At 64.7% G+C, this 17,368-nt stretch carries 17 protein-coding genes and 1 riboswitch; of the genes, 7 read left to right on the top strand and 10 right to left on the bottom strand.

Annotation, left to right across the window (positions count from 1 at the left end):
• Positions 1–3: 3 nt before the first annotated feature.
• From hemC to hemE, 5 genes are all read right to left on the bottom strand, one after another.
• Complete coding sequence (hemC, locus tag QRM57_RS10985) at positions 4–1,002, bottom strand: hydroxymethylbilane synthase (protein ID WP_284986577.1); 999 nt, start codon at positions 1,000–1,002, stop codon at positions 4–6.
• Entirely contained in the window at positions 999–2,222 is a 1,224-nt protein-coding gene (locus tag QRM57_RS10980; RefSeq protein WP_257369253.1) for a ferrochelatase, read from the bottom strand. The genes hemC and QRM57_RS10980 overlap by 4 nt, the downstream gene beginning before the upstream one ends.
• Entirely contained in the window at positions 2,219–2,920 is a 702-nt protein-coding gene (hemQ, locus tag QRM57_RS10975) for a hydrogen peroxide-dependent heme synthase (protein ID WP_235520665.1), read from the bottom strand. Before hemQ ends, QRM57_RS10980 begins: the two co-directional genes overlap by 4 nt.
• Before the next feature lie 72 nt (positions 2,921–2,992).
• Positions 2,993–4,492, bottom strand: a complete 1,500-nt coding sequence (gene hemG, locus QRM57_RS10970) for a protoporphyrinogen oxidase (protein ID WP_284986576.1) — start codon at positions 4,490–4,492, stop codon at positions 2,993–2,995.
• 5 nt (positions 4,493–4,497) lie between these two features.
• A complete protein-coding gene (gene hemE / locus QRM57_RS10965; RefSeq protein ID WP_284986575.1) occupies positions 4,498–5,613 on the bottom strand; it encodes a uroporphyrinogen decarboxylase in 1,116 nt (371 codons plus the stop codon).
• A gap of 158 nt (positions 5,614–5,771) precedes the next feature.
• Between hemE and QRM57_RS10960 the strand changes: the two genes are divergently transcribed.
• The gene (locus QRM57_RS10960; RefSeq protein ID WP_284986574.1) at positions 5,772–7,091 is read left to right on the top strand and encodes a glutamyl-tRNA reductase; all 1,320 of its coding nucleotides are present in this window, start codon (positions 5,772–5,774) and stop codon (positions 7,089–7,091) included.
• A 9-nt stretch (positions 7,092–7,100) separates the two neighbouring features.
• On the opposite strand, the gene QRM57_RS10955 is transcribed toward QRM57_RS10960, so the two are convergent.
• Together QRM57_RS10955 and moeB are read right to left on the bottom strand one after the other, a co-directional pair.
• On the bottom strand, positions 7,101–8,090 hold the full coding sequence (locus tag QRM57_RS10955; RefSeq protein WP_284986573.1) for an SDR family NAD(P)-dependent oxidoreductase: 990 nt from the start codon (positions 8,088–8,090) through the stop codon (positions 7,101–7,103).
• 38 nt (positions 8,091–8,128) lie between these two features.
• Positions 8,129–9,331, bottom strand: coding sequence for a molybdopterin-synthase adenylyltransferase MoeB (gene moeB / locus QRM57_RS10950; RefSeq protein ID WP_284986572.1), 1,203 nt, complete (start codon positions 9,329–9,331; stop codon positions 8,129–8,131).
• A gap of 6 nt (positions 9,332–9,337) precedes the next feature.
• On the opposite strand from moeB, the gene QRM57_RS10945 reads away from it, so the two are divergent.
• Genes QRM57_RS10945 through QRM57_RS10935 form a run of 3 tightly spaced genes read left to right on the top strand, consistent with a single transcriptional unit; the run spans position 9,338 to position 10,687 of the window.
• Positions 9,338–10,072: a TetR/AcrR family transcriptional regulator gene (locus QRM57_RS10945; protein WP_284986571.1), complete on the top strand. Its 735-nt coding sequence runs from the start codon at positions 9,338–9,340 to the stop codon at positions 10,070–10,072.
• 50 nt (positions 10,073–10,122) lie between these two features.
• Positions 10,123–10,347 carry a DUF3107 domain-containing protein gene (locus QRM57_RS10940; protein WP_018776516.1) on the top strand — a complete coding sequence of 75 codons (225 nt, stop codon included), beginning with the start codon at positions 10,123–10,125 and terminating at the stop codon, positions 10,345–10,347.
• 37 nt (positions 10,348–10,384) lie between these two features.
• Positions 10,385–10,687: a hypothetical protein gene (locus QRM57_RS10935; protein ID WP_284986570.1), complete on the top strand. Its 303-nt coding sequence runs from the start codon at positions 10,385–10,387 to the stop codon at positions 10,685–10,687.
• Positions 10,688–10,744: 57 nt separating this feature from the next.
• Here the strand turns inward: QRM57_RS10935 and QRM57_RS10930 are convergent, their stop codons facing one another.
• The 3 genes from QRM57_RS10930 to thiO form a co-directional block, all read right to left on the bottom strand.
• Positions 10,745–11,542 carry a thiazole synthase gene (locus QRM57_RS10930; protein WP_235520673.1) on the bottom strand — a complete coding sequence of 266 codons (798 nt, stop codon included), beginning with the start codon at positions 11,540–11,542 and terminating at the stop codon, positions 10,745–10,747.
• A 3-nt stretch (positions 11,543–11,545) separates the two neighbouring features.
• The gene (gene thiS, locus QRM57_RS10925; RefSeq protein ID WP_257369263.1) at positions 11,546–11,782 is read right to left on the bottom strand and encodes a sulfur carrier protein ThiS; all 237 of its coding nucleotides are present in this window, start codon (positions 11,780–11,782) and stop codon (positions 11,546–11,548) included.
• The gene (gene thiO, locus QRM57_RS10920) at positions 11,779–13,032 is read right to left on the bottom strand and encodes a glycine oxidase ThiO (RefSeq protein WP_284986569.1); all 1,254 of its coding nucleotides are present in this window, start codon (positions 13,030–13,032) and stop codon (positions 11,779–11,781) included. The genes thiS and thiO overlap by 4 nt, the downstream gene beginning before the upstream one ends.
• Positions 13,025–13,144, bottom strand: a riboswitch (TPP riboswitch). Its footprint overlaps the gene before it by 8 nt.
• 27 nt (positions 13,145–13,171) lie before the next feature.
• Here thiO and thiE point away from each other — a divergent pair.
• The 3 genes from thiE to QRM57_RS10905 all read left to right on the top strand — a co-directional run bounded on the left by thiE (position 13,172) and on the right by QRM57_RS10905 (position 17,365).
• Positions 13,172–13,855 (top strand): thiamine phosphate synthase, encoded by a 684-nt coding sequence (gene thiE, locus QRM57_RS10915; RefSeq protein ID WP_257369265.1) that lies wholly within the window; start codon positions 13,172–13,174, stop codon positions 13,853–13,855.
• Positions 13,856–13,921: 66 nt separating this feature from the next.
• The gene (locus tag QRM57_RS10910; protein ID WP_284986568.1) at positions 13,922–15,400 is read left to right on the top strand and encodes an RNB domain-containing ribonuclease; all 1,479 of its coding nucleotides are present in this window, start codon (positions 13,922–13,924) and stop codon (positions 15,398–15,400) included.
• A gap of 276 nt (positions 15,401–15,676) precedes the next feature.
• On the top strand, positions 15,677–17,365 hold the full coding sequence (locus QRM57_RS10905) for a DEAD/DEAH box helicase (RefSeq protein WP_257369267.1): 1,689 nt from the start codon (positions 15,677–15,679) through the stop codon (positions 17,363–17,365).
• Positions 17,366–17,368 lie beyond the last annotated feature (3 nt).

The raw sequence follows: 17,368 nt of genomic DNA, 5'->3' as shown, positions 1-17,368 counted from the left end.
GGCTTAGGATGCGGCAAGATCCGCAATCTCCGCCGCGCCGGCGGCGAGCAACAGCTCGGCAACCTCGATGCCCAGCAGGGTGGCTCCCACCTCAGTGAGGCCGTCGGTGGCCTTTTTCTCGCGCACGGTCTTGGTCCCGTCCACGGAGCAGACGGCAGCTTCCAGATGAAGCATGCTCCCCTTGCGGAAGGCAAAGGCACCTACGGGAGCCGCGCAGCCGGCCTCGAGCCTGGCAAGGACCGCACGCTCGGCTGTGACCGCAAGGCGGGTGTCGTCATCGTCCAGCGCGGCAAGGGCCTGCGCCAACACACCGTTGGAGCCCTCCGTCGTGCCTGCCTGGTTGGGAGCATCCTCCGTGCGGCATTCGATGGCCAACGCCCCTTGCCCAGGTGCCGGCAACATGACGCTGGTTTCGAAGAACTCGCTGACGGTGTCCAGCCGGCCCATCCGCTCCAGGCCGGCAGCGGCGAGCACCACGGCGTCCAGGTCGCATGTCTTACCGAGCACAACCTCGGACGTGGTGTTGCCCGGAAGCCCCGGGACCCTGCCAAGGCGGGTGTCTACGTTGCCCCGGATATCGAGGACCTCGATGTCCGGCCGCGCGGCCCGAAGCTGGGCTGCACGGCGGGGCGAGCCGGTGCCCACCTTCGCACCACCCGGCAGTTCCGCGAGCGTCATGCCGTCGCGCGCGCAGAGGACATCCCGGACGTCGACGCGCTTTGGCGTCGCAGCGATACTCAGGCCAAGGGCCGCCCCTGTGGGCAGGTCCTTCAAGGAATGCACGGCGACATCGCAGGTGTCGGCCAGCAGCGCATCACGGAGCGCCGCGACGAACACGCCTGTGCCGCCCATCTGGGAGAGGGAACCGGTCTTGACGTCGCCCTCGGTCCGGATGTGCACGAGGTCTACCGGGAAACCGCCGACAGCAGCCAGCTTGTCGGCAGTCTGCTGCGTCTGGGTCAGGGCCAGCTTGCTGGCCCTGGTGCCGATGCGGACGGTCACTTGGCAGCCTCCGACGCGGCGTACGCGTCGTGGCCGATGCCTACGCGGGTACCGACTTCGGCGATGACAGGCTTGGCACCGCGGAAGTTTTCGCAGCAGTTGGGACGGCACACGTCATACCACGGTCCGAGGTCGGTGACATGCGGACGATCGGCGATGTTGTTATCAACGGTACGTTCGCAGATCAGGTCCACCAGGCCGGAAACAAAGGCTGCATGAGTGCCCGGCGTGGGGACGCGAGTGGCCTCAATGTTGAGGTTCTGGCACGTTTCCAGCGCCTCAGTGTCGAGGTCCCAGGCAACTTCCATGTGATCGCTGACGAAACCGAGGGGAACAATGACAACGCCCTTGACACCTTCAGGAGCGATTTCCTCGAGGTGGTCGTTGATGTCCGGCTCCAGCCAGGGAATGTGCGGTGCGCCCGAGCGCGACTGGTACACCAGATCCCATGCGACGCCGGGTGCCACGGTATCCATGATGGCCTTGGCGTTGGCAAGGTGCTGGGCTGCGTAGGCGGATCCTTCAGCGAACTCGCGCGGCTCGTCGTCTGAACGGCCGGCGGCCTCGGCATCGCGGGTGGGAATGGAGTGGGTAGCGAACAGGACACGGATCTTCGAGTCCGGGTCGGTTTCGCCGGCAGCAGCCAGCTTGCCCCGGATCTCTTCCAGACCGGCGGCTGTCCCTTCAAGGAAGGGCTGGACTACCCCGGGGTGATCGAAATACTGGCGGATCTTGTCGACCTCGAGCTTGCCGTCCAGGCCGGTTTCGGTCAGGGCAACGCCGATGTCTTCGCGGTACTGGCGGCAGCTGGAGTAACAGGAGTAGATGCTGGTGGTGAGCATCAGGATCCGGCGGTGGCCGGCGTCGTAAGCGTCCTGCAGGACGGGGGCGATGTACGGGTCCCAGTTCCGGTTGCCCCAAAGGACGGGCAACTCGATCCCGCGCTGTGCCAGCTCCGCTTCGATCGCTGCCTTCAGCTCGCGGTTCTGCTGGTTGATGGGGCTGATGCCACCGAATGCGCGGTAGTGGTGCGACACCTCTTCCAACCGCTCGTCGGGGATGCCACGGCCACGGGTGACGTTGCGCAGGAAGGGTATGACGTCCTCCTGGCCTTCGGGTCCACCAAAGGAAGCCAGCAGGACGGCGTCGTAGTTCTTGGGTTCCTGGCGGCCGCGCTCGGTGACGCTGTTCAGTTCGGTGGAAAGGGGGAGCTCGCTCATGCCAGGACCTCAGCAATCTCGGCGGCGCTGATGCGGCGGCCGGTGTAGAACGGGATTTCTTCACGGACGTGGTTGCGGGCTTCGCTGTCCCGCAGGTGGCGCATCAGGTCAACCAGGTCCACCAGTTCCGGTGCCTCAAGACCAAGGATCCACTCCCAGTCCCCAAGGGCGAAGGAGGAGACGGTGTTGGAGATGACCTGTGGGAATTCCCGGCCCAGCAATCCGTGTTCGCGGAGCATGGCGCCGCGCTCTTCGGCCGGCAGGATGTACCACTCGTAGGAGCGGACGAACGGGTAGACACAGAGCCAGGTGCTGGGCTCGACGCCCCGCGCGTAGGCAGGCACGTGGCTCTTGGCGAACTCGGCCTCGCGGTGCACGCCCATGGCGGACCAGACAATTTCCGTTCCTGCGAACAGTTTGCTGCGGCGGATGGAGCGGACGGCGGACTGCAGGTCCTCGGGCTTGGCGCCGTGGAGCCACACCATGATGTCGGCGTCCGAGCGCATCGCCGACACGTCATAGCTACCGCGGAGGACCACGCCGCCGTCGGCGAGCGTTTCGATCAGGGCTTCGAATTCCTGGGCAGCATCGCCGCTGCGCAAGACGTCGGCCGAGCGCTTGAAGACGGTCCAAAGCGTGAAGAACTGCTCGTCGGTTCCAGCAGTTTTAGTGACAGATTCGGCAGAAGTGTGGCTCATGGTTCAAGTTTGCCCCGTGCATGGCGCTAAGTCGAAACGGATCAGTTCTACAGGGCGTAGAAGTGATGCAAATCACACAATGGCGGGCCCGCGCTTGATTGCCTCGCTGAGTTGCTTCCGGGTATCCGACACGACCGCGGCCAAGCCGTTGCCTGCCAACCACCCTCCGACAACCGTCAGCCCCTCCGCAGCGGCGCACACCTCACGGACGTGCGCCACACGCTGTTTATGACCGACGGCGGCGAACGGCAGGGCACCTGCCCAGCGCACCACATCCCAATCCACGACATCCGCCCGGGATACCGGCACCGTCAACAACTGCGAGGCATCGGCCAAGGCCGCGGAAAGGAGGGATTCGTCATCCAGGACCACATCCGGGGATCCACCCGCATCCTCGCGGCGACCATAGGACAGCCGCAGCACGTGGGTTCCAGGCCCGGCTTCCCCGGCAAGCCAATCCCATTTAGCCGTGGCGTGCGTCAGCGCCTTCGCCATGATTCCCGGGGTCTGGGGCGCGACGAGGATGCCGGTTCCGCGGGGTCGCCGATCAAGTTCGGGCACGTCAACCACCATCGTCACCAGGCTCACCAAGGGCCCTGGCGCCGGACGCAGGTCAGACAATGCCGGCAGCGACTTCTCCAACAGGCCCACAGTCGCCGGGCCGTCCAGCGCAACCACCAGGCGGCCGGCGTCGTACGTGGAATCGCCGGCGGTGACACGCCAACCGGCCGCAGTCTTGACGACGTCCGTTGCCGCAGTTCCAGCGAGCAGGTCCACGCCCCGCCCGCGGAGGTCGGCCACCAGGGCCGTCACCAGGGTGTTCATCCCGCCTGCTAAACCGGCGACGGCGGAACCCGCCTTGGCAAGCCCGGAGCCTGTTTTCCGGGCTGACGCATTGTCGCCGGCCGGGACGGCAGCAACTTTTCGCTGGGCTGCGACGGCCGCCGACAAGGAACCGTGTGTTCGGATTCCAGCCCGGAGCCCGGGCGCAACCATGTCCACGTCCAGGAGGGCGGGGTCGGCGGAATGGACACCGCCCACCACGGGGGAAACAAGGCGTTCCAGGACTTTCCTGCCCATCCGGGTCCGCACAAGGGAGGCAACACTGGTCACATCCGAGGACGTACCCACCGACGCCGGCAACCACCGGTCCCAGGAGGCGCGCACGGCACCGAGGAAGCCCAGTGAACGCCGGACCTCCGGGTCCCAGGGGTTGGCTGGTATGCCGAGGACTCCGGTCTTGGGCAACTCCTGCGGTCCGTCCGGCAGCTGCACCCAGGCACCACCGGGGTGCGGGGCCACGATCCTGTCGCCGAGTCCGAGCTCCCTGGCGAGGTCGGCTACTGCCGAAGACCTTGTGGCATATGACTCTGCGCCGCTGTCCAGTTGGAGCCCTGCGACTACATGGCTGCCCACGCAACCACCCCAGGCGCCGGTGGCCTCGAGGACCGTGACCGGCATGCCGGCCATGGCAAGTTCCCGCGCAGCAAGGAGCCCTGAAATGCCACCGCCCACCACCACGGCACGTGGTCCTGCGGGACGGGCTGTGGACGTTGGATGTCCGCCGCGCATGAGCCCTACTCGGCCGGAATCGAGTGGATGAGTTCCACGACGCGGGTCAGGACGGTCGGATCCGTTTCCGGAGGGACGCCGTGGCCCAGGTTCAGGACGTGGCCCGGGGCGTGGGCGCCGGCTGCGATAACCTCGCGGACATGCGCTTCCAGGATGTCCCAGGGCGCGGACAGCAGTGCGGGATCGATGTTGCCCTGCAACGGAACGGCCCCGCCAAGGCGACGGTTCGCTTCATCAAGGGGAAGCCGGTAGTCCACGCCCACCACGTCCACCCCGACGTCGCGCATGGCAACCAGGAGTTCGGACGTGCCGGTGCCGAAGTGGATCAACGGAGCACCGAAGTCCCGGACATGGTCCAGTGCGCGGGCGGAGGCCGGTGCTACGTACTTTGTGTAGTCGGCAAGGCCCAGGGAACCGGCCCAGGAGTCAAAGAGCTGCGCGGCCGAGGCTCCGGCCTCCAGCTGCGCCTGGAGGAACATTCCCGACGTATCGGCGGCCCAGTTTGCCAGCGCGTTCCAGGTCTCAGGGTCGGCATGCATCATGGTCCGCGGGCCGAGGTGGTCCCGGGAAGGCTTGCCCTCAACCATGTACGCAGCGAGGGTAAACGGGGCACCTGCGAAGCCGATCAACGGAGTCTTTCCAAGCTCAGCCACTGTCAGGCGAACGGCCTCACGGATGGGCTCCAGGGCCTCCCAGGTCAGGGTGGGAAGAGCGGCGACATCGGCAGCCGTGCGGACGGGCTTGTCCAGGACCGGCCCCACGCCAGGCACGATATCCACGCCAACGCCCGCCAGCTTCAGGGGAATGACGATGTCCGAGAAGAAGATGGCGGCATCGACATCGTGGCGCCGGACGGGCTGCAGGGTGATCTCGGCGGCGAGTTCAGGACGCAGGCACGAGTCCAGCATGGCAACGCCTTCGCGGACCTTGAGGTACTCAGGAAGGGAACGGCCGGCCTGGCGCATGAACCACACCGGCCGCCGCGACGGCTTGCCGCCACGGTATGCCGTGATCAGCGGTGAGTCCGAGGTACGTCCGTCCTTCAGCGGGTGGTTGGGGCCGAGGGCTCCCGCCGGGGCGTTGGAGGCCGTACTCTGGGATGCTGCCGAGCTAGAAGTCATGCCTTTGATTGTGCCGAAAATCCGGGGCAAAAGATAACGACAAGCTGTCACGTCTAGCCCAAAAGGAGCCGCTGTGGCGGGGATCACGCGCCCGCGTGTGGATCACCACGGCGCCATATTGTTCTACCGGGCTACGAAAAAGCTATGATGGGGTTGCTGTGGTTCTTTTCTCATTGGTGGCTACACACGCCGACATCGACCTTGAAACTGTCGCTCAGTTGAGCAACGGTTCCTCCGAGCTTGCCTCCGCGGCCCTCACGGATTCGCCCGTGGTTTCCGGTGCGGTGGTGCTTGCCACCTGCAACCGCTACGAGATTTACGGCGAAACAGGCAACGGCGCTGACATCGAAGCGGCCCGCTCTGCCCTGGTTTCCCAGATCAGTGAATTGAGCGGCCTGAACGAGCAACTCGTCTCCCGCTCCTTTGCGACCCACACCGGCCCGGACGTCACCAGGCACCTCTTCGCCGTGAGCGCCGGACTGGACTCGGCAGTGGTGGGTGAGCGCGAAATCGCGGGCCAGGTCCGCCGCGCCCTGATCACTGCCCAGCAGGAAGGCACGGCGAGCTCCGGATTGGTCCGGCTTTTCCAGGCAGCTTCCAAAACCGCCAAGGACGTCGGCGCGCAGACAGCGTTGGGCTCCCGCGGCCTGTCGATTGTCTCCGTTGCTTTGGACCTCGCCACCGACCTCGCCGAGAACGATGACTGGTCCACCAAGAACGTCGTAGTCTTCGGCACCGGCGCCTATGCGGGTGCCACCATGTCACTCCTGCGCGAACGCGGCTGCACCGCAATCTCCGTCTATTCTTCCTCCGGCCGTGCCGAGGCTTTCGTAGCCACCCGCGGGGGTACAGCGCTCGAGGCCGAAACGCTCCCCGCTGCTGTCGCCGCAGCTGACGTCATGATCGGCTGCAGCGGTTCGGACAACCGCGTGGAAGCAGCGGACCTTGCGCGCGTCCGGGCACAGTCCAATAAGCCCTTGATTGCGATCGACCTCGCCCTGACCCATGATTTCGATCCCGCGGTCGGCGAACTCGACGGCGTGGAACTCCTCACGCTTGAATCCGTCCGGCTCGCTGCACCCCAGGAACAGGCAGAATCGTTGTCCCAGGCCAGTGCCATCGTCACAGGCGCGGCGTCTTCCTTTGAGTCCGAGCGTGAGGCACGCTCCGTGGATTCGGCCATTGTCGCGCTGCGCCGGCACACCATGAACGTGTTGGACGCTGAGATGGAGAAGGTCCGTGCCCGCCACGGTTGCACGGCTGCCGCGGAGGAAGTCGAATTCGCCTTGCGCCGGATGGTCAAGCAGCTCCTCCACATCCCTACCGTCAGGGCCCGTGAACTGGCCGCCAACGGCCAGCAGGAGGAGTACGTCGCAGCACTTGAGGCGCTGTACGGCATCCAGGTTGAGCAACCTGCAGCCGCCCCGGCCGCGGAGTGCCCTGTGGACCACGGGCAACTCCGCTCCGAAAGCGCCTGACACCGCCTGCTAGGCGAAAGCGTTGACTCCTGTCAGCTTCGCTGACAATTGCCAAAGCCTGGCGGCGTCCGCCTTGTCGATGGCGTGCGCGTCCACCCCCTGGTACCTCGCCAACGGCGATTCCTTGTCCGTGGGATTGGCAACGTCGCAGTCTTCACAGTAGACACCTCCCATACCTGACAGGGCAGGGGAAGTCGCAGCCCACACCGAGGTAGCAGCGCCTTGCTCCGGCGTCTTGAATCCTTCGCGGACGTTTCCCTCCGCATCCATCCATCCCGCTGCGACCATCTCTTCCTTGGGCAAATGCCGTTGAAGTTCGGTCATGATGCCACCAGGATGAACGGCGAAGGCCCGGACTCCGGAGTCCTGGCCCAGGCGGTCCAATTCCACGGCGAAGAGCGCGTTTGCCGTTTTTGCCTGGCCGTAGGCGCGCCACTTGTCGTAGCCGCCGTCAAAGTTGACGTCGTCGAACCTGATCGGCGACAACTTGTGGCCGGTGGATGAGAGGGAGATGACGCGGGCATCCCCCGAGGCGGCAAGGGCCGGCCACAAAGCATTAACCAGGGTGTAGTGCCCCAAGTGGTTGGTTGCGAGCTGCGCCTCCCAGCCAGGACCTACCCGTTGTTCCGGGCTGGCCATGATGGCGGCGTTGTTGATCAGGATGTCCAAGGAACTGTGCCCGGCCAAATACCGCTGGGCGAATGCTTTGACGCTGTCCTGGTCAACCAGGTCCATTTCTTCCACTGTGACGGCGTCGCCGAGCCCGGCCGCGGCAAGGACTTCCTTGGCATGTTCCACGCGTCGTGCGGGGACGGTCACGGACGCGCCTGCGGAGGCCAGTGCCCGCACGGTCTCCAGGCCAAGGCCCGAATATCCGCCTGTGACAATCGCCGATTTTCCGGAGAGGTCGATCCCGTCGATAACCTCCCGGGCCGTGGAACCGTGTCCAAAACCGGAACCAATAGGGTGTTGCTGGGTCTCTGCCCGTTCTTCGCTCATGGTTGAGCTTTACAGATAACGGCCGGAACGGGCAACGCTCAGTAAACGGGCTTTTGGGGTTCCACGTCACGCACCCAGGCGAGGATACCGCCGTCGAGGTGGCTGACGCGCGTATAGCCCGCCTTCTGCGCGGCCTCCAGGACCGCCGCCGAGCGCGTTCCGGCCTTGCAGTGGAACACAATGTCCTTGTCCTGTGGCAGGTGGGACCACGCCTCTCCGGCCAGGATCCGGCCTTGTGGGATCAGCACGGAACCATCAATGCTCACAATGCTGTGCTCGCCTGATTCACGGACATCCACCAGTTCGAAGTCCCGCTCCCCCGACGCCCGCTCGGCGAGCATCGCTGCCAGCTCGGTGGCCGTGACGGTGTGGTCCTGGTCAGTGGCTGCGACGGGAGTGACGCCGCAGAAGGCCTCGTAGTCTGTCAGTTCGGTGATGGGTTCGGCTTCCGGATCCTTGGACACCTTGATTTCCCGCCAACTGCCGCCCAAGGCGTCAAAGAGTGCCACGCGTCCCAGCAAGGAACGCCCGACGCCGGTGATCAGCTTCACGGCTTCGGTCACCATGAGCGATCCAACAGCCGCGCACAACATGCCGAACACTCCGCCCTCGCCACACGACGGCACGGAGCCTGCCGGAGGCGCCTCGGGGTAAAGGTCCCTGTAGGTGGGTCCGTGTTCGGCCCAGAAAACGCTGACCTGCCCGTCGAAGCGGAAGATGGAGCCCCACACGTAGGGTTTGCCGAGGATGGCCGCGGCGTCGTTCACGAGGTACCGCGTGGCAAAGTTGTCAGCACCGTCGAGGATGAGATCATAATCGGCAAACAAATCCAGGGCGTTGGAAGAATCCAGGCGGAGATTGTGCAGGACCACGTTCACCAAGGGGTTGAGCTCGGCGATCGCGTCGCGTGCGGACTCGATCTTGGGCGTACCCACGTCCTTCACCCCGTGGATGACCTGGCGCTGAAGGTTGCTGAGGTCCACAGTGTCGTCGTCCACGATGCCCAAAGTTCCCACCCCGGCTGCAGCCAAGTACAGCAGGGCCGGGGAACCGAGCCCGCCGGCGCCTATGACGAGGACTCTGGCATTCTTAAGCCTGCGTTGGCCCACGGCGCCGATTTCCGGAATGATGAGGTGCCGGGAGTACCGCTCCACCTCGGCCGGAGTAAGTTCAGCAGCCGGTTCCACAAGGGGCGGAAGGACGGCGGGCGCAGCGGTGCGGACAGCAGCAATTGAGGCCATACCCCAATGTATGCCCGCAGATACCGCCCGGTCATATTACCCACCGGTAGAGTGGTCATAACTGCAAAGGAAAGGCGGCAGACTGTGGCTGACGGCACACGGGCAAACGATGGAGCACCCGCGAAGCAGGAACGGACCGGTTCGCCTCGATCGCCAAGGCTGCCAAGGGACGAGCGCCGCGCACAGTTGCTCAACGCAGCGTTGGAAGTCTTCGTTGCCAACGGGTTCCACGGCGCAGCCATGGACGAAATCGCAGAGACCGCACATGTGAGCAAGCCGGTCCTGTACCAACACTTCCCGTCGAAGCGCGAGCTCTACATGGCCCTGCTGGACAGCCATCTCGCGACGCTGACGGACCTGATGCTGAGCGCCCTGAACTCCACAACGGACAACAAAGAGCGTGTCAAGGCAGTCATGCGGGCCTACTACAGGTTCATTGCCGACGACGACCAAGCGCACCGGCTGGTGTTTGAGTCGGACCTCATCAACGACCCCGATGTCAGTTCCCGGCTGGAAACGTTCAACAAGACGTTCGCGGACGCCGTGGCCCATGTCATCGCCGAGGACACCAAGCTGCCGCCCCTGGAAGCGCAGCTCCTTGGCCGCGGCCTGGCCGGAATGGCGCAGGTCAGCGCGCGGTATTGGCTTGAGACAGACGGAAACCTGGACCTCGATGTGGCCAGCGATCTGATCTATCGTTTAGCTTGGCGCGGAATCAGTCGATTCCCCAAAGAGTCCTAAGCTACAAATAGAGGACTGATTCAAAACTTGATTGGCTTGGAGGCCTTGCTGTGGAAGTAAAGATCGGCATTCAGAACGTTGGCCGCGAAATTGTGCTCGAATCCGCTTTGGATGCAGACGCCGTAGCCAAGATCGTGGCGGAGGCCGTGTCCAAGGGCTCGGAATTGCGCCTCACGGATGAGAAGGGCCGCCAGGTCATCGTTCCTGGCAACGTTTTGGGCTATGTGGAGATCGGCGCCGAGGAAGTCCGCCGCGTGGGCTTCGGCGCCCTCTAGCATTCCCCCACCACCCGTCGTCCGCTAAGGAGTCTTCATGCTTTCACTCGTCGTGGTTGTTCTTGCAGCCATTGCCACGGGCTTCATTGTCTGGGCCAACGACAAGCGGCACGGCAGGTACGGCGTCGCCCTACCGGTAGGCGTTTCAACCGCTGTTGCGGCGCTGAGCTGGATTGCCTTCATCAGCGCGGGCTTGGGTTACCAACCGGGGTTCACCTGGATTCCGTGGGTTCTCCCCATCGTCATCGGAACCGCGGCAGCCGCGGCGGTTGTGGTGTACTTCGGCCGGACCCGGACCAAGCACGATACCGAGGCCCTCACCAGGGCCCTCCGGCTCTAAGCGCCACTCACAGCGATGGCCATCACCGGCGGGTGATGGCCATCGCTGGTTAATGCCCTAAAGGAACTCGGCGCGTCCCTCCATCGCGGAGGATGCCAGGGCGTGTTCGCGCCGGGGAATCCGGCCTGCCTGCCTGGCCAAACGGCCGGCAATAACAGCGTGCTTGAAGGCCTCCCCCATCTGCACCGGGTTCTGTGCACGCGTCACCGCGGTAGCCAGCAGGACGGCATCGCAACCCAGTTCCATGGCCAGCGCGGCATCGGAAGCGGTTCCGATCCCGGCGTCGAGCACCACGGGCACCGATGCCCGTGACACGATCAGCTCAATGTTGTGCGGGTTCAGGATGCCCAGGCCCGTGCCGATCGGTGAGCCCAGCGGCATCACGGCGGTGGCGCCAAGGTTTTCCAGCCGCAGGGCAAGCACCGGATCATCGTTGGTGTAAGCGAAGACCTTGAACCCGCGGTTGACCAGCTGCTCCGTGGCATCGACGAGTTCCACGGCATCGGGCAGGAGTGTGTGCTCGTCCGCGATGACTTCCAGCTTCACCCAATCGGTCTCCAGCGCCTCGCGGGCAAGTTCGGCGGTCATCACCGCGTCCTTCGCCGTGAAACAGCCGGCCGTGTTGGGCAACACCCGGATGTTGTGGTCCACCAGGAGCTGGAAGAGAGACCCGGTTTCTGCCGGCGAATAGCGCCGCATGGCCACGGTGGTCAGCTCCGTACCCGAGGCCAGGAGCGCAGCGCCCAAACCGTCCAGGCTCGGGGCACCCCCTGTTCCCATGATCAGTCGGGAACCAAAGTCGACGCCGTCGATCACCAAGGCGTCGGTGCTGGGGGCAGTGCTTGTTGTGGTCATTGTTCAGCCTCCCTGGACTGCGGTAACGAGTTCGAGTTCATCGCCGTCGGCGAGTGCTGTTGCCGCCCACTGGCTGCGCGGCACCACCTCTGAATTGCGCGCGACGGCGACACCCAGCTTGCCGCCGTCGGCCGCCTGTCCCCTGTGGTCCAGTTCGCGGCCGGTGATGGCGGTGACGAGGGTGCTGACAGAGGCGTCATCGGCCACTGCATGGTCGGATCCATTGAGTTTGATGTTCATGCGCTTTCCTTGCTGCGGGCGTGTGCTGGGACGAAGTTCCGTGGACCGGTTGCGCTGGCCGTAAAGCGGTCGGGGCGGAAAGGGGCCCACTGTGGATCGGTCGATCCGTTGATCAGTTCGCCGACAATCCTTGCGGCTACCGGTGTCAGCAGGACTCCGTGACGGAAGAACCCGGTGGCAACCACCAAACCCTCAATGTCGCCATTGGTTCCGGCGACGCGGCCAAGCAACGGCGCGTTGTCCGGCGTCCCTGGCCTGCCGCGGGCTGTTGCCTCCAGGAGTTCGAGTTCGGCGACCGCGGGGACCAGGACCTGGGCGTCGCGCAGGAGTTGGTAGACGCCGCCCGCTGAGACGGCATTGGAGGCCGTGGACAGTCCGTCCTCACGCTGGGTCGCTCCGATCACCACGGTGCCGTCGTCGCGGGGGACGATGTAGACGGGAACGCCCCGCACTATCCCCCGGACGGTGGAGGTAACGAGAGGTTGCAGGTTGTCCGGAACCCGAAGCCGGAGGATGTCACCATAGACCGGCCGCAGGGGCAGCGTGAGCCCTTCGGGCAGGCCGTCCAAGCCGGCGGCGCCCAGACCGTTTGCGACCACCGTCTCGGTGGCAAAGACCCTGGTGCCTGACTCGAGTTCGACTCCAGAGACCCTGCCTTCATCCCACAGGAGACGATGTGCCAGCGCTTTCACAGCGAATCCGTTGTCCGCCCCCGTAACCCAGCTCGGATCATCGGGAGAGTGATCCGACAGTTCGGCCAAAAGGCAGGCGGCGAGCTTGCGGGGATCCACCTGGTGGTCGGTGGGGATGTCGAAGGCACAGGAAATTTGGGGACTCAGCAAGGGCTCACGCTCCCTCGCCTCCCGGAGGGCCAATGGCTCCACTCCCAAGCCTGCAGCCTTCTGTACCACCCGGAGGTCTGCGAGCGCGCGGCGGTCGGCGGCGTCGGCACCCACGGCGAGGGTCGGCGTCGTGCGGTATCCGGCGGCGTGCACCCCTCCGGCGAGCGCGCCAACAAAAGCGGGCCACAGCCGGGAGGATTCGACCATGAGTTCCAGGAGTTCTTCTTCCTGGTAGTGCAGTTCACTGACGGGTGCCAGCATCCCGGCCGCTGCGAAAGTTGCGCCGTTTGCGGGCCAAGGGTCGATGAGGGCCACTGAGCGGCCCAGCCTGCGCAGTTGGTGGGCGATGCCCAACCCGATGATGCCGCCGCCGATAATGGCTACATCTGCATGAATGGCGTCTGCCATGTGTTCCCTTCCCTACGCCGGTATTAGCCGGATCAGGTCAAGCGGTCGGCGCTGAAGCCCTCTCAGCCGGACGGTCACATAGTCGAACGTCGCGGCTCCCGCAGTACGTGCCCAGTGTAGAGGAACTACTCTGGTTCCCATGACCCAGCCTGAATCCCTCGCCTCAGCCCGACTCTATTTGTGCACCGATGCCCGGAAGCGACAGGGCGATTTCGAAGACTTTGTCGATGCCGCCTTCGAGGGTGGGGTGGACATCATCCAGCTCCGGGACAAGTCGATCGAGGCAGCCGAAGAACTGGAATTGCTGGCCATCCTGCGGAGTGTGGCCGAGCGGCACGGACGGCTGTGGGCTGTCAACGATCGGGCCGATATTGCCAGTGTTTCCGGGGCTCCTGTGTTCCACGTGGGCCAGAAGGACCTGCCCCTTCCGGTGGCCCGTACCTTCCTCCCGGCCCCTGCCGCGATTGGACTTTCCACGCACACTCCGGAGCAGGTCAATGCGGCCATTGCCGCTTCTACCGGCGACGGCGGCCTGGACTATTTCTGTGTCGGTCCGGTTTGGGCGACACCCACCAAACCGGGGCGCCAAGCCGTTGGGCCGGACCTGGTCACATATGCCGCAGAAGCGATGAGGCGTGCCACGGAAACGACCGACGGCGCCGTGCAGCTCCCGTGGTTCGCTATTGGCGGCATCGACCTGGGCAACGTGGAACAGGTCCTTTCGGCGGGGGCCAGCAGGATCGTGGTTGTCCGTGCCATCACCGAAGCCGCAGACCCGACGGCGGCTGCCAAGTCGCTGCTGGAAGCCCTGGACTCAATTTAGCGAAAGTCGCTCACCGTGCGGCCTTGACATGGTGTGATCCCCGGAATCCGGGCTACCCTGATTTTCGTGTCACATCATCGGATTGCACCCAACGTCGACGACTCGTCGGACCAGCTCGCAGCGGCCCTCGCCGCACTCCGGACGGAGCTGGAACTCCCAGGCGACTACCCCACGGGGGCAGTGGAAGAAGCCCGAAAAGCCGTGGCGGACCTGAAGCTGCCTGAACGCGACCTTCGGGACATTCCGTTTGTCACCATCGACCCGGCCACGTCGACAGACCTGGACCAGGCGCTGTTCATAGAGCGCGCCGGTGACGGTTACAAGGTCCTCTATGCGATCGCCGACGTTCCGTCCTTCGTGGCTCCCGGTGGTGCCCTCGACACGGAGACACGCCGGCGCGGCCAGACCTTCTATGCTCCGGATGGACGCATTCCCTTGCACCCGGAAGTCATCAGCGAACATGCCGGCAGCCTGCTGGCAGAGCAGGACTGTGGCGCCTTCGTCTGGGATTTCGTCCTGGACGCGCAGGCCGAAGCAGTGACGGTGACAGTGGGCCGCGCCACCGTGCGCAGCCGGGCCAAGCTAAGTTACAAGGGCGTCCAGGAGCAGATCGACGACGGAACGGCACCGCCTGTACTGCAGCTCCTCAAGGAAGTGGGGTTGAAACGGGTTGAACTCGAACGCCTCCGCGGCGGCGCGAGCCTGAACATGCCCGAACAGGAGATCGTCCAAGCGGCCGACGGCGGCGGGTACAGGATCGTTGCTGCCCCGTCGTTGCCGGTGGAGGACTGGAACGCGCAGATTTCACTCATGACCGGGATGGCGGCAGCTCAGCTGATGCTGGACGGCAAGGTTGGCATACTGCGCACCATGCCCGCACCGGATGAACGCTCCCTGCGGCACTTCAAAAGGCAGACCACGGCCCTTGGTAAACCCTGGGACGGACGGATCAGCTACGGCGAATACCTGCGGACCCTGGACGCATCAGACCCAAAGCAACTCGCCATCCTGCACTCAGCCGGGACGTTGTTCAGGGGTGCCAACTACACACCTTTCGACGGCGAGGTCCCGACGGAAATCATCCAGGCAGCCATCGGCGCTCCGTACGCGCACACCACAGCACCGTTGCGCCGCCTCATCGACCGTTTCGTCCTGGTGATCTGCGAGGCACTGAGCAACAAGCGGGACATCCCTGCCTGGGCCCGGGAAGCCTTGCCGTCCTTGCCCGAGATCATGGCCTCGTCCGATCAACTCGCTGGCCGCCTCGAGCGCGCCGCCTTGGACACGGTGGAGGCGGCACTGGTTGCCAACCATGTTGGCCAGGAGTTCGATGCGGTGGTCATTTCCGGCTCGAAGCCTAACGGGAACGGGAACGGAAAGGGCAACGGCAACGGGAACGGCGGTCCCTACGGAATCGTCCAAATAGCGGAGCCCGCCGTGACCGCCCGTTGCGACGGCGAACTGGAGTCCGGGACCAAGGTCCGCGTCCGGCTGGTCAAGGCTGACATTGCCAGCCGGGAGATCCTGTTTGAACTGCTGCCATAGCGCCGTTCATCCCCAATCCGGGCTTTCGGGCTCCCAGAGGATAGACTGGGCGTGTAGTAATGGATGCCCGGTCGTTGATTCAGTTAATTTTTGAACTCAACAAGCCCGCCCCTACGCGATCTTGAGATGTACCAACTGGTCACCAGTGCCAGTACTTAGATAGCCCGCGATCGGCTTCCACTGGACTTGCTTGCGCGCCCGTTGGTGCTCCGGTACGGCTATGCCGCCCCCGTTGAGCATGCGGCGCCAATGCCCAAATGAATAAGGAAACTCCCTGTGAGTGAATTGCATACCCATGAAGTCCTGACGGACCCCACCGGAACAGAAACCCTCGAGCCCGAGGAAACGATCGTCTCGGACGAGAAGCCCCACGAGATCGAAGAGAAGTCGTTTGCAGACTTCAACGTGCGCGCAGACATCGTGGAGTCCTTGGCAGATGCCGGGATCACCCACCCGTTCCCCATCCAGGCCATGACCCTGCCCGTCGCACTGGGCGGCCACGACATCATCGGCCAGGCCAAGACTGGTACAGGCAAAACCCTCGGCTTCGGCGTGCCTGCCCTGCAGCGCGTTGTAGGCCGCGACGACGCCGGCTATGACAAGCTCGCCGTTCCCGGCGCACCGCAGGCACTGGTCATCGTCCCCACCCGCGAACTTGCCGTGCAGGTCGCCAACGATCTCCAGACGGCCTCGCGCAAGCGCAACGCGCGCATCGCCACCATCTACGGCGGCCGGGCCTACGAACCCCAGATCGATGCGCTGCAGAAGGGCGTCGAGATCGTCGTAGGTACCCCTGGCCGACTGATCGACCTCTACAAGCAGAAGCACCTGAGCTTGAAGAACGTCAAGATGGTGATTCTTGACGAGGCCGACGAAATGCTGGACCTTGGCTTCCTTCCCGACGTAGAGACCCTGATCGCCGGCACCCCCGCCGTGCGCCAGACGCTGCTCTTCTCCGCAACCATGCCCGGCCCCGTGATCGCGATGGCACGTCGTTACATGACGCAGCCCACCCACATCCGCGCAGCTGACCCGAACGATGAGGGCCTGACCAAGCGGGACATCCGCCAGCTCATCTACCGTGCCCACAGCATGGACAAGACCGAAGTCGTGGCACGCATCCTCCAGGCCCGCGGACGTGGCCGGACCATCATCTTCACCAAGACCAAACGCACCGCCGCAAAGGTCGCCGAGGAACTCGTGGACCGCGGGTTCGCGGCTGCAGCCATTCACGGCGACCTGGGCCAGGGCGCCCGCGAACAGGCCCTGCGTGCCTTCCGCAACAACAAGGTGGACGTCCTGGTTGCCACCGATGTCGCTGCCCGTGGTATCGACGTCGATGACGTCACGCACGTGATCAACTACCAGTGCGTGGAAGACGAAAAGATCTACCTGCACCGTGTTGGCCGTACCGGCCGCGCAGGCAACAAGGGCACCGCCGTCACGTTCGTTGACTGGGACGACATGCCCCGCTGGGGACTCATCAACAAGGCCCTGGGACTCAGCGTTCCGGAGCCGGTTGAAACGTACTCCTCCTCGCCGCACCTCTACGCCGACCTCGATATCCCCGAGGGCACCAAGGGACGCCTGCCCCGGAACAAGCGCACGCTGGCCGGTGTGGACGCCGAGGTCCTGGAGGACCTGGGTGAGACCGGCAAGAAGAACTCCCGCTCCGGTGGTTCGGACCGCAATGGCTCCCGTGACGGCGGACGTGGCCGCGACGGCGGCCGCGGCCGGTCAGGCAAGGCTGACTCCGGCGAATCCAAGGGTGAGGGCGGACGCAACCGTACCCGCCGCCGTCGTACCTCCGAAGGCGAAGCAGCCCCGGCTGCCGCAGTCTCGGAAACGGGCTCGGACCATTCCGAGAAGCCTGCACGTACACGTCGCACCCGGACCCGCCGCCGCAACGGCGAAGTAGTCTCCGGTGAGGCCGCAGCTGCCCAGTCCGGCAGCACCGAGGCTTAATTT

The organism is Arthrobacter sp. fls2-241-R2A-172 (genome assembly GCF_030208885.1).
GTDB lineage: Bacteria > Actinomycetota > Actinomycetes > Actinomycetales > Micrococcaceae > Arthrobacter.
The sequence above is the reverse complement of the archived record's forward strand: the minus strand, read 5'-3'. Positions and strand labels throughout refer to the sequence as shown.

Bases quoted from the DNA above. Each gene is read 5' to 3' on its own strand.
- QRM57_RS10980 (WP_257369253.1), bottom strand. From the start codon at position 2,222: ATGAGCGAGCTCCCCCTTTCCACCGAACTGAACAGCGTCACCGAGCGC.
- hemQ (WP_235520665.1), bottom strand. From the start codon at position 2,920: ATGAGCCACACTTCTGCCGAATCTGTCACTAAAACTGCTGGAACCGAC.
- hemG (WP_284986576.1), bottom strand. From the start codon at position 4,492: ATGCGCGGCGGACATCCAACGTCCACAGCCCGTCCCGCAGGACCACGT.
- hemE (WP_284986575.1), bottom strand. From the start codon at position 5,613: ATGACTTCTAGCTCGGCAGCATCCCAGAGTACGGCCTCCAACGCCCCG.
- QRM57_RS10955 (WP_284986573.1), bottom strand. From the start codon at position 8,090: ATGAGCGAAGAACGGGCAGAGACCCAGCAACACCCTATTGGTTCCGGT.
- moeB (WP_284986572.1), bottom strand. From the start codon at position 9,331: ATGGCCTCAATTGCTGCTGTCCGCACCGCTGCGCCCGCCGTCCTTCCG.
- QRM57_RS10945 (WP_284986571.1), top strand. From the start codon at position 9,338: ATGTATGCCCGCAGATACCGCCCGGTCATATTACCCACCGGTAGAGTG.
- QRM57_RS10935 (WP_284986570.1), top strand. From the start codon at position 10,385: ATGCTTTCACTCGTCGTGGTTGTTCTTGCAGCCATTGCCACGGGCTTC.
- QRM57_RS10930 (WP_235520673.1), bottom strand. From the start codon at position 11,542: ATGACCACAACAAGCACTGCCCCCAGCACCGACGCCTTGGTGATCGAC.
- thiS (WP_257369263.1), bottom strand. From the start codon at position 11,782: ATGAACATCAAACTCAATGGATCCGACCATGCAGTGGCCGATGACGCC.
- thiO (WP_284986569.1), bottom strand. From the start codon at position 13,032: ATGGCAGACGCCATTCATGCAGATGTAGCCATTATCGGCGGCGGCATC.
- thiE (WP_257369265.1), top strand. From the start codon at position 13,172: ATGACCCAGCCTGAATCCCTCGCCTCAGCCCGACTCTATTTGTGCACC.